General features: G+C 40.1%; 13 protein-coding genes. 9 read left to right on the top strand and 4 right to left on the bottom strand.

Annotated elements, in window-relative coordinates:
- Positions 1 to 112: 112 nt before the first annotated feature.
- Positions 113 to 469 carry a hypothetical protein gene (locus JF818_RS08375; RefSeq protein WP_198891563.1) on the bottom strand — a complete coding sequence of 119 codons (357 nt, stop codon included), beginning with the start codon at positions 467 to 469 and terminating at the stop codon, positions 113 to 115.
- Between the two features lie 93 nt (positions 470 to 562).
- Between JF818_RS08375 and JF818_RS08380 the strand changes: the two genes are divergently transcribed.
- The 4 genes from JF818_RS08380 to JF818_RS08395 are packed head-to-tail and all read left to right on the top strand — an operon-like array spanning position 563 to position 3,593.
- Complete coding sequence (locus JF818_RS08380) at positions 563 to 826, top strand: hypothetical protein (protein ID WP_198891564.1); 264 nt, start codon at positions 563 to 565, stop codon at positions 824 to 826.
- 17 nt (positions 827 to 843) lie between these two features.
- Positions 844 to 1,353: a transposase gene (locus JF818_RS08385; protein WP_198891565.1), complete on the top strand. Its 510-nt coding sequence runs from the start codon at positions 844 to 846 to the stop codon at positions 1,351 to 1,353.
- Positions 1,354 to 1,388: 35 nt separating this feature from the next.
- Positions 1,389 to 2,378, top strand: coding sequence for an IS3 family transposase (locus JF818_RS08390; protein WP_370570318.1), 990 nt, complete (start codon positions 1,389 to 1,391; stop codon positions 2,376 to 2,378).
- 33 nt (positions 2,379 to 2,411) lie between these two features.
- Positions 2,412 to 3,593 carry a relaxase/mobilization nuclease domain-containing protein gene (locus JF818_RS08395; protein WP_198891566.1) on the top strand — a complete coding sequence of 394 codons (1,182 nt, stop codon included), beginning with the start codon at positions 2,412 to 2,414 and terminating at the stop codon, positions 3,591 to 3,593.
- A 221-nt stretch (positions 3,594 to 3,814) separates the two neighbouring features.
- Here JF818_RS08395 and JF818_RS08400 read toward each other — a convergent pair whose 3' ends face one another.
- Positions 3,815 to 4,177 carry a helix-turn-helix transcriptional regulator gene (locus JF818_RS08400; RefSeq protein ID WP_198891567.1) on the bottom strand — a complete coding sequence of 121 codons (363 nt, stop codon included), beginning with the start codon at positions 4,175 to 4,177 and terminating at the stop codon, positions 3,815 to 3,817.
- 338 nt (positions 4,178 to 4,515) lie between these two features.
- Here JF818_RS08400 and JF818_RS08405 point away from each other — a divergent pair, with 338 nt between their 5' ends.
- Genes JF818_RS08405 through JF818_RS08425 form a run of 5 tightly spaced genes read left to right on the top strand, consistent with a single transcriptional unit; the run spans position 4,516 to position 7,873 of the window.
- Complete coding sequence (locus tag JF818_RS08405; protein WP_198891568.1) at positions 4,516 to 5,124, top strand: TetR/AcrR family transcriptional regulator; 609 nt, start codon at positions 4,516 to 4,518, stop codon at positions 5,122 to 5,124.
- A 32-nt stretch (positions 5,125 to 5,156) separates the two neighbouring features.
- Positions 5,157 to 6,038, top strand: a complete 882-nt coding sequence (locus JF818_RS08410; protein ID WP_198891569.1) for an ABC transporter ATP-binding protein — start codon at positions 5,157 to 5,159, stop codon at positions 6,036 to 6,038.
- A gap of 21 nt (positions 6,039 to 6,059) precedes the next feature.
- Entirely contained in the window at positions 6,060 to 6,857 is a 798-nt protein-coding gene (locus tag JF818_RS08415; protein ID WP_198891570.1) for an ABC transporter permease subunit, read from the top strand.
- A 15-nt stretch (positions 6,858 to 6,872) separates the two neighbouring features.
- Positions 6,873 to 7,670, top strand: coding sequence for an ABC transporter permease subunit (locus JF818_RS08420; RefSeq protein WP_198891571.1), 798 nt, complete (start codon positions 6,873 to 6,875; stop codon positions 7,668 to 7,670).
- Positions 7,671 to 7,681: 11 nt separating this feature from the next.
- Entirely contained in the window at positions 7,682 to 7,873 is a 192-nt protein-coding gene (locus JF818_RS08425; RefSeq protein ID WP_198891572.1) for a cysteine-rich KTR domain-containing protein, read from the top strand.
- 182 nt (positions 7,874 to 8,055) lie between these two features.
- On the opposite strand, the gene JF818_RS08430 is transcribed toward JF818_RS08425, so the two are convergent.
- Positions 8,056 to 8,790, bottom strand: a complete 735-nt coding sequence (locus tag JF818_RS08430; RefSeq protein WP_198891573.1) for an ATP-binding protein — start codon at positions 8,788 to 8,790, stop codon at positions 8,056 to 8,058.
- Positions 8,790 to 10,152 (bottom strand): transposase (locus tag JF818_RS08435; RefSeq protein WP_198891574.1); only part of this gene is annotated, 1,363 nt, incomplete at its 5' end. The genes JF818_RS08435 and JF818_RS08430, both read right to left, overlap by 1 nt.

Below are 10,152 nucleotides of genomic sequence, written 5' to 3' on the forward strand. Positions count from 1 at the left end.
CTTATTTTCCTAAGACTTCTCGAACAAGCGGCTGTTACCAAACCCGTTACTGATAATGATGTAACTTACGGCTATAATTGGTAATAACAATAGAATTTAAACTGAGGAGGAGCTAACCGCCCACCCCACTAACTGTATTATACATTTGAACGAATATTTTATTATATTCTTGTTGGGCTGCCAAGAAAGTATCTTTCGGTAAAATCTTAACACCTATCAATTTACAAAGTGATAAATAGTAATCTTCATCGCTCTTTAGGTCATCATTTCTAGTAATTGATTTTATTACGCTTTTGAGTAATCTATCATTTGCTCCGTCAAAAGATGAAATAGATTTATCGAAGTAAAATCTACCCAAATCTTGTAAGGTAGATTTTATGAATATCTCGTGGTCGATACAGTCACGCAGTTCATAATTAATATATTTAAATAGATTGTTACATATTTCAATTTCATTCTTAGTTAGCATTAAAACACCCCTATCCTTATTTAAGTATTATTTTACCACAGTTTATATATTAAAAAATAGTTATCAAGATTAATTGAATTGGAGGTGTATTCAATGGCAACAACCCGCTTAATTTCCATGCACAAGAATAAGGGGAAATCCGTAGCTGATTGTATTGCAGACCGCATAGATTATGCATTAAATCCTGATAAAACTAATAAGGGTGAATATGTTTCTTCCTACGAATGTGATCCCAAAACGGTAAAGGGAGAATTTATAATATCTAAGAAAATCTATGCCAATATTACAGGCAGAAAGCAAGGAAATGATGTGATACTATATCAGATACGCAGTAGCTGTCACAATAGTTTTCGCTAGGAGGAAAGCGAAACTAGATGAAGTATTCGAAAGGATTCAAGAGTTCCATAGTGCGTAGAGTGGTCGAGGGTGGGACAAAGAGTGTCTACCAGATCTCCAAGGAAACGGGGATATGCAGCACCACGATTAACAGCTGGATAGAGATGCATAAAGCAGGTAGACTGACCCTGGATTCCACAGATGAGCTGACGCCGTCAAACAGGAGTCCCGGAGAGAAACTCGCCCTTTTGTTGGAAAGCAAGATGCTGGACGACGAGAGCCGTGGAGAATGGCTGAGGAAGCAGGGGCTTCACTCCGAACATCTTCCCCTCTGGGAACAGGAGTTGGCCGGCATGGTACAGGACAAGCAGAGTGAACTGAAGAATGAGAACACCAATCTCAAGAAAGAGAAGAAACAGCTGGAGAAAGAACTGAAGGCCAAGGAACGGGAACTGGCAGTGAAGGAAAAGGCGCTGGCCGATGCGGCGGTGCTGTTGCTGCTCAAAAAAAAACATCAGAATCTGTTCCAGGAGGACGAGGAGAACTGACGTCCGAAGCCGAAAAGGCGGAGATTCTCTGCTTCATACAGGAAGCGAAGGACCAAGGGGTGGCCGAGAAGACCACTTGCAGGTTTCTTGGCATTACCCCTAGGACCATCCAGAACTGGAGGAGCAAGGGACTTCGTGACAAGCGCAAGGGCTGTAGTCGTCCCTCCAGCAAGCGGGCGCTCAGTCCTGAGGAATGGGACACCCTGTATGCGGTGGTTACCAGCAAACGCTTTGCAGATTTCACCCCCGAGCAGATTGTGGCAACTCTTGCACAAGAAGGAACTTACATAGCAAGCGCCTCCAGCATGTACCGGCTATTGAGAAGACGTGATTCCTTGGCCCATCGCAGTGAGAGCAGGAAGCCCCAAGCTGTGAGAGAAAGTACCGAGCTTGAGGTAACAGGTCCGAATCAATGTTGGGCTTGGGATATCACTTGGCTGAAAACCCCGGTGAGGGGGATGTTCCTGTATGCCTATACCATAATCGACCTGTTCGATCGCAGCATTGTTGGCTGGTGCATAGAGAAATATGAGTCTGATGAGCTTTCCAAGCTGTTGTTTGCCCGGGTGACCCGTGATCTGAAGGTTGTGCCAGCTATAGTCCATGCCGATAACGGCCACCCCATGAGGGGGATGACACTGGCGGTTTTCCTGGATTCGCTGATGATAAGCAGGAGTTACTCACGACCACGATGTAGCAATGACAATGCGTTCATTGAATCATGGCACAAGACGCTGAAGTATTCAGTCGGGTACCCCAAGATGTTCGAAAACCTGGAAGCTGCGAGGACATGGTATGCAAACTTTGTGTATTGGTACAACAACAGTCACCAGCATTCAGGTTTGGCTTATGCTACGCCGATGCAGGTCAGAACTGGCAAGGCAGCTGATTTGTTTTACGAACGAAACAAAACAATTAGGGAAGCAAGAGAAAGGAATCCCCTACGTTGGAAGAATGAAAAAACAAGGATTTATGCATTGCCGGTAGTCAAGACTACATACCGGCCTTTGAGAAAAGTGGTTTGACTAACAAGAGTCAGAAGAGAGGCGAAAACTACCTTGACAAATACCGTACGCCAGTCATTTAAGCCAGGAGAAATTACCCCAGAACTTGCTAATAAAATTGGCTATGAATTAGCCTTAAAATTTACCAAAGGCAATCATGCCTTTTTTGTAGCCACCCATATAGATAAGTCCCATATTCATAATCATATAATATATAATTCTACTTCTATAGACTATACAAGAAAATTTAGGGATTTTTTAGGCTCTGGAAAAGCCGTGGGGAAAATATCTGATCGCCTTTGCCTTGAAAATGGATTATCAATTATTGAAAATCCAAAGCGTGGGAAAAACCATTATGGTAACTGGCTTGGAGATAAAAAGTCTATTACCCATTCACAAAATTTACGAAATACTATAGATGAAATACTTTCAAAAAAGCCTACAGACTTTGATGATTTCCTCTTGCAAATGGAAGAAGCAGGCTATTGTATTAAACAAGGCAAATATCTTGCTTTTAAGAATAATGAGCAAAAGAGATTCATCCGTTTACGTTCTCTTGGTGAAGGTTATTTAGAGAAAGAAATTAAGGAAATAATTAAAGGTAAAAAGTCTTTTATCAATAGGGAAGAAGTAATTGAAAAACAACAATCTCCTGTCAATCTCTTGGTAGATATACAGGCAAAATTACAAGCAGGAAAGGGTGCAGGCTACGAGCGGTGGGCGAAGATTTTCAACCTAAAACAGATGGCACAGACTATCAACTTTTTAACAGAAAACAATCTACTTGCCTATGAGGATTTGGAGAAAAAGGCACAGGTTTCAACAGATAATTTTAATCACCTATCAGCTCAAATTAAAACTGCCGAAAAGCGTATGACAGAGATAGGAAATCTAAAAACTCATATCATTAACTATTCAAAAACTCGTGATATTTATACGGCTTATCGTAAGGCAGGATATTCTAAAAGATTCTATGAGGAACACACTGCTGATTTACTTTTGCACAAAGCTGCAAAGGTTGCTTTTGATGTATTAGAGGATAAGAAGTTGCCTACAATTAAGGTTCTGCAAGAGGAACATATGGAACTACTTTCTGAAAAGAAAAAAGCCTATGCAAAGTACCATTCTGCCAAAAAAGAAATGCAAAACGTACTGACTGCAAAGGCGAATATAGATCGGCTTCTAGGTGACGATTTAGCAAAAAAAGAGAAAGAAAAGTCACATGAACAAAGATAATATTTCTGTTGTTTTTAGCTCCCGGCGGGAGCGTAGCCACACAATTTATTGTGTGTTCAGTGGGGATTGGGGATACTCCCCCAACAAGCAGATTTGGCGAAAATTCCGTAAGGGAATTTTGAGCAAAATCGCAAGGTGTGTACCACCTTGCCCTGCTTGCGAATATTATTAGAGAACTCTGACAACAAGTTTCATCTATAGACAAAATAAAAAAGAACGGTTTAACTTTCCATCCTTTCTCCTGACTTGGTTTCTAGTATTCCCTTTGCGGTAGCCGTCATAATGATTAAATCATTATCATCCATTTCATCGAGTAGACTATCAAGTTGTCTACGCTGAGTAGATTTATCTACTTTTTTATTTGGAAAAAAGAATTGATCCACTGATACATCTAAAACGGTAACAAGTTCATAAAAAATTTGTAGGCTTGGATGCTGCCCACTATTCTCAATAGATGCAATATATCGTGGAGCAATGTTCATTATATCAGCTAATTGATTTCTAGATAGTCCCTTTATATTTCTTGCTTCTTTTATTGCTTGACCTAAAGCCTTAAAATCGTATTTTTCAACTTTTCGTTTCATAATTTATTTCACCCTACTACATTTTACAGTTCATCATTCCGCTTTGGATATGAGTATACATATCATATAAGTGAGTGTAATAAATCATATATATCTTGTAATTATTAATTTTGCAATCTAAAAGCTTATGGCGATAAATAATCATATCAATATCACAGTTTGATTTAATGCAAGACAAAAACGAGAATAATTAGGAAATTGTAGACAAAAGCTTAGAATTACAAACGTATATATTTCAAGATATAAATAGTAAAAATAGTCTTGACCGAAACGGTTTATCGTGTTTTAATACATATAAACCAATTCGGTTTATTAAATTTCAATGAGGAGGAAACTACTTGGAAAATTTTTTGAATTTACCTATGGAAAAACAAAATTTAATTATTGACGCCGCATTAAAAACATTTGCAATGCATGGATATAAAAAAACATCTATAAGTGATATAGCCAGTACCGCAGGAATTTCCAAAGCTATGGTATTCCATTATTTTGGAACAAAGAAAGAGCTATACCTGTACTTGGTAAATACGTGTGTCGACAGTATTAGCACTGAAGTTGTCGAAAAATTTGATGATAGTATTACAGATTTATTTGATAGGATTTTGCATACAAGCAAGCTTGAGCTTGCTTTGATGGAAAAACATCCTAATATTCCTTCGTTTATTCAAAGTGCATATTTTGAAAATGATGATGAAGTTAAGAAAGAGATAAGAACTATTTTTCGCAAAGATGATGGTAAAACTATAGGGAAAAAGATAACTTTTGATGGTGCAGATTTTTCAAAATTTAAAGACGATATTGACCCAAAACTTGTCATGAACATGATTGACTGGATTGCTGAGGGATACATGAGTAAAATTTCAGACGCTAAGGATACGGATTATGATGAATTATATAGGGTGTTTGAAGAATGTCTACAACTCTTTAAAAGGAATTTTTATAAATAATTATAAAAAAATTTGAAAGGGGAAATATTATTATGACAAAAAATGTAATTGAAATCCAGAATCTCACAAAGCAATATGGCAAGCATAGAGGGATTGATAATGTTAGCTTTTCTGTTAAGGAAGGGGAAATTTTTGGTTTCATTGGTCCAAACGGCGCAGGGAAATCTACTACCATTCGTACTTTATTAGCTTTGATTCATCCAACATCAGGAAGTGCCACTATTTTCGGAAAGGATTGTATCAAGGAAGCACCTGTTATTGCGCAGGATATAGGCTATCTGCCCTCTGAAACTTTTTTCTATGAAAATATGAAGGTACGGGATTTGCTGAGCTATGCGGCGACATTATACAAAAAAGACTGTTCAAAGAGGATTGAGGAATTAACTTTTCGCCTTAACCTTGATGTCACCCGAAAAATCCGTGACTTATCGTTTGGAAATAAAAAGAAAGTGGGGATTGTTGCAGGGTTACTTCACTCGCCAAAGCTCTTGATGTTAGATGAACCGACAAGCGGTCTTGACCCTTTGATGCAACAGACATTCTTTGATATTCTACGCGAGGAAAATCAAAAGGGAGTAACCATATTGTTTTCTTCCCACATTTTGAGTGAAGTTCAAAAAATGTGTAATAGAATTGCAATTCTTAAAGATGGGAAAGTAATTAGTCTTGAGAACATTGAAACTATGCGCTCCAATGCCTACAAAAAAATAATTCTTCATATGCCTGAAACAACTGAAATTCAGACGCTTGATATGGATGGTGTGGGCAACTTTGAACAAAATGGAGAGCAAATCAACTTTTTGTTCAAAGGAGATGTAAACATGCTTCTTGACAGTCTTCGACAACACCGTCTGCTTGATGTTCTGATAGAAGAACCGTCACTCGAAGAGATATTTATGCACTACTATATATAACTATAACGGGAGGTGAATTTTATGGGTGTTTTTCGATTTGAATTAAAGCAATACAAAACCTCAATTATAATATGGGCGTTGTCCTTATCGTTGGCGATTATGTTTCTTCTTCCAATGTTCAGCGGAATGCTGACGGAAGATAAATCGTCAGTCGTGAGTTCACTTCAAGACAACCCTATGATGGAAGCAATGGGGATTAGTGCGGAAAATTTCTTCAGCCCGCTCGGAGTGTACGCTTTTTTGAGCAGCTTCCTAATGCTCGCCGCTAGTATTCATGCTATCAATCTCGGTCTGTCGATTATAACCAAAGAGCATATGCAAAATACCGCTGATTTCTTAATGACAAAGCCATATAGCAGGAAGCAGATATTTCTTTCAAAGATGGCGGCAGCTTTATGTGCGATATTCATTATAGCCATTGCATATTGCATTGGTGGATTTGTGGCAATGTTAATCGTAACAGGTGGTGGTTTTGATTATACTATATTCACACTTTTATCACTTGTATTTCCTCTTTTGCAAGTTCTTTTTCTACTGATCGGCGTTCTAATCGGCGTAATTATTTCAAGGGTTGGCTCTACATTGCCGCTTGCGCTGGGGGTTGCTTTTGGACTTTATGTTACAGGGCTGTTTTCAAATGTCGTTAATAGTGATATTGCAAGGCGGTTTTCACCGTTCCGATATTTTAACAGCAACTATATTATGGAAAATGCACAATACGAAAGCAGTTACTTGATATTATATATCGTATTGCTTGTAATTTGCATAACAGCAAGCTATATAATTTCCATAAAAAAAGATATAAAGATGGTACTTTAGAAAGGGGTTACATATATGAAAGCAATTGTTTTTAAAGAGTTAAAAGCAAACCGAAAAGGCCTTTCTATGTGGATGTTCGGAATGCTGTTCATGGTGGCGATTGGAGCCGCAGAATACGGAACTGTAGTAGAAAATTCGGAGTCTATTATGTCGATGATGGATGCAATGCCCCGCATTGTAAAAGTAATATTCGGCATGGACATTCTGCCCGTGTATACACCCCTCGGTTACTATGTTTGTATGTACTTATGGTATAGCATGGTGGCTTTTGCTCATGCGATAGTGTTGGGGGCAACAATTATATCGAAAGAAGAAAGGGACAGGACGGCAGAATTTCTATATACAATGCCATATTCGCGTAAAACCATTATCAGTGGGAAAATCATCGCAGCCGTAATAAATGTTCTATGTATGACAATTTTTACATTCTTGTGTATTATTCTTACATTGGTCTCTCAAATGAACGGCGAGAGCATCATGCCCCTAATTTTGACGACTATGATTGGTATGTTTTTTGCACAAATGTTGTGCCTTGCTATTGGATTGTTTTTTTCGTCGCTGTTTAATTACCATCGCACAGCAATGTCAATGGCAATTTTATTCTTTGCGTTGTCGTTTGTTTTAGCAATAGTTATTGAATTTGTAGGAAATATTGAGTTTTTGAATTTTCTGACCCCATTCCGATATTTCTTTGCTCCATATGTTGTAACAAATGGGATTAGTTCAGTATATTTATTACTAAGCCTATTTTTTACTGGTGTTTTTGTTTTCCTCACTTATAAGTTATTCGAAAAAAGAGATATACATTGCTAAATGAAAGAGTTTTGACAAAAAAAGCTGAATGGATACTTTGTCCTACTTGCCAAAACAAAACTCGGATTAAAGTTCACGAGGACACCGTATTGTTAAATTTCCCGTTATATTGTCCAAAATGCAAACATGAAACTTTAATTAACATACAACAAATGAATATATTTGTTATCAAAGAGCCAGACGCAAAGATGCAGAGCCGATAGCACGCAAGATTAAAATTGCTGTTATCGGCTCTTTTTGGCTCTAAAATATAGCACCTAAACACAAAACCGTTGCTATACAACGATATTGCATCTGGCCTACTAAAGAGGCCACAGGTGCGCCCAAAAACGGCCGGCGTGCGTTTAGTGCCGGCCACTAAAAACAGAGGCCGGCAGCAACGTTTCTAGGCTTTCTCCACTAATAGGACAAACCCTTGGTCTATCAGCCTCCTGCGTATTCCATCCGGCATCGCATAGTCATCCGAAACCCCCAGATACCTGTTCCATGTCTCAGGATTGTACTGGGAGCTGACGATGGTAGAGGTACCCAACTCATCCCTTTGCTTCAGAAGGGTGAAGAGGATAATTGCCCTCTCCTCCTCAATATGAGTGATAAGAAAATCATCCAGGATGAGAACTTGAATTCTGGCGAAATACCGTACTTTTTTCTGGTATTTTGCCAAGTCCCTCCTTTTTAGGATGCACAGGTCTTCAAGTAACATGGTGAAGTCAGCGAAATGGACCCGATAGTCTGCATTGCAGGCCGCGACACCGAATGCCTTTGCTGCATAGGTCTTTCCAGCCCCACTTTCCCCTAGAATACAAAGATTTCTCCTGTCTTGGATGAACTCCAAGGTGGCTAGCTGGCTTATGATGTTGTCATTGTATATCCGTCCATTTCCAGTGCGCAAGTTCTCCATCTGGGCATTACAACCTTTGAGTTTGCCCAGCCTCAGGCTCTTTTCAGTCCGGTAGTTCTTTTGAGCTACGTATTCCTCTGTTATGAGCTCTCTCAAAGCCTGTATCGGTGTAAAGGAGGGGAAGCCGGGGGTCCTTGCCAAACGATCCAAACCTTCAGCCATCCTATCCAGTTGCAGGTATTCAAGCATCTCCTCTATATCTGCAGTGTTTTTTGCCATCATTTTTCCTCCTGTTTTTCAAGCAGGGCTTGTAATGAGTAGCGATTGCCATCGACCTTGAATGTGTCCACACACGCAGATGTTGTGTTTTCTCTCTGCACTACGCTCTCTTCCGGATCCTCTGCAAAGCTAATGAGGGTGTTCTTGATATAGTTGTATGAGCACCTTCCCCTGAGGACAGCTTCGCAACAGCATGCTTCAAGAGCTTCTTTTGAATATTTTTTGGCAAAGCCCAATACTCCCATACATTTTCGGTAAGCCTGTTCAGGGTATTCCACTCCTTCTAGCATCTTGTCGATGACAGCTCTGGTGTTAACTCCAATACTTGATGCCCATCCTTGGAAAAAGGGCACACTCCACTGCAGATAGTCCGAAAACATTTTGGGAAGGTGAGTAGGCTCCGTATTCCAGGAGCCAGGCGAATGCGAGCGCACCCATTTCCAGACGAGTTCCCCTCTTTCTGAATAAATGCTGAGCAAAGAGATAGTTGCACGAACCTCTACCTTCTGCTTCACAAAACGCTCAGGGATGCTGTAGAATGACTTATCAAACCGGATGTGGAAGTCTTGGTAGACTCTTACCTCTTTCCTTTCCAGATATTCGTAGTCTGTACCGGGCAGAGGTAAGAGCATTTCCCTTTCCTGGGAGTTGAACATCTCTAGCCTCGAGGAGGGCTTAGCGGTGAATGGCGCAGCATTCATGACTGCAAGACGTTTCCAAAGCTCGGCGTTCAGGTCTGCAAGGGAATAGAAGACCATTTCCTGCATCTCGACGAGTATGTGCTGGGTAACTATCTTTACCGCCCCTTCTACGTGAGGTTTAAATTTTGGTTTTCTGACTTTCGCGGGAAGCAACGTGGTATTGTAGTGGTCAGCCCATTCTTGGAAATCCTTGTTGATTACAGGGTCAATCCAATCCCTGTTCTCGATGACGGCCACCTTGCAGTTGTCATTAGTCGTCACTGGGGTAACACCTCCGAAGAAGTGGACTGCATTCGTATTTACAGCCAACCATCCTTGGATATTACATTTCACCAGGCCTTCTGCATAACAATAGTCACTGAACGACATCGTTGCCAAAAAGATGGTGACTTTTGTGTTGAAGTCTCCTGTATACAGGTTTTTCAAACGCAATTGCATTCCTGCAAAGTCCAGTTCAACATTTTGGCCTGGAAACCGGGGGATACGGCACGTAAGGTTCTTGGCTCCCAACCAATCGCTGAAGTGTTTGCAGAATTGTCTGTAGCTATAGGGTCTTCTCATTCCCTCAGGAGAAGGCCTGTTCCCGACAGCATTGTATTTCCGCCACAGACGCTTAAGTGTCTGTCCCTTCTTTGCAAGCACCTTGTAAATGGCCTCACAG

It is taken from the genome of Sphaerochaeta sp. S2, assembly GCF_016406725.1.
In the GTDB taxonomy this organism is placed as follows: Bacteria; Spirochaetota; Spirochaetia; order Sphaerochaetales; family Sphaerochaetaceae; genus Sphaerochaeta.

Excerpts from the sequence above, each read along its gene's own strand:
- JF818_RS08380 (WP_198891564.1), top strand. The coding sequence starts at position 563 with ATGGCAACAACCCGCTTAATTTCCATGCACAAGAATAAGGGGAAATCC.
- JF818_RS08410 (WP_198891569.1), top strand. The coding sequence starts at position 5,157 with ATGACAAAAAATGTAATTGAAATCCAGAATCTCACAAAGCAATATGGC.
- JF818_RS08385 (WP_198891565.1), top strand. The coding sequence starts at position 844 with ATGAAGTATTCGAAAGGATTCAAGAGTTCCATAGTGCGTAGAGTGGTC.
- JF818_RS08420 (WP_198891571.1), top strand. The coding sequence starts at position 6,873 with ATGAAAGCAATTGTTTTTAAAGAGTTAAAAGCAAACCGAAAAGGCCTT.
- JF818_RS08415 (WP_198891570.1), top strand. The coding sequence starts at position 6,060 with ATGGGTGTTTTTCGATTTGAATTAAAGCAATACAAAACCTCAATTATA.
- JF818_RS08400 (WP_198891567.1), bottom strand. The coding sequence starts at position 4,177 with ATGAAACGAAAAGTTGAAAAATACGATTTTAAGGCTTTAGGTCAAGCA.
- JF818_RS08430 (WP_198891573.1), bottom strand. The coding sequence starts at position 8,790 with ATGGCAAAAAACACTGCAGATATAGAGGAGATGCTTGAATACCTGCAA.
- JF818_RS08375 (WP_198891563.1), bottom strand. The coding sequence starts at position 469 with ATGCTAACTAAGAATGAAATTGAAATATGTAACAATCTATTTAAATAT.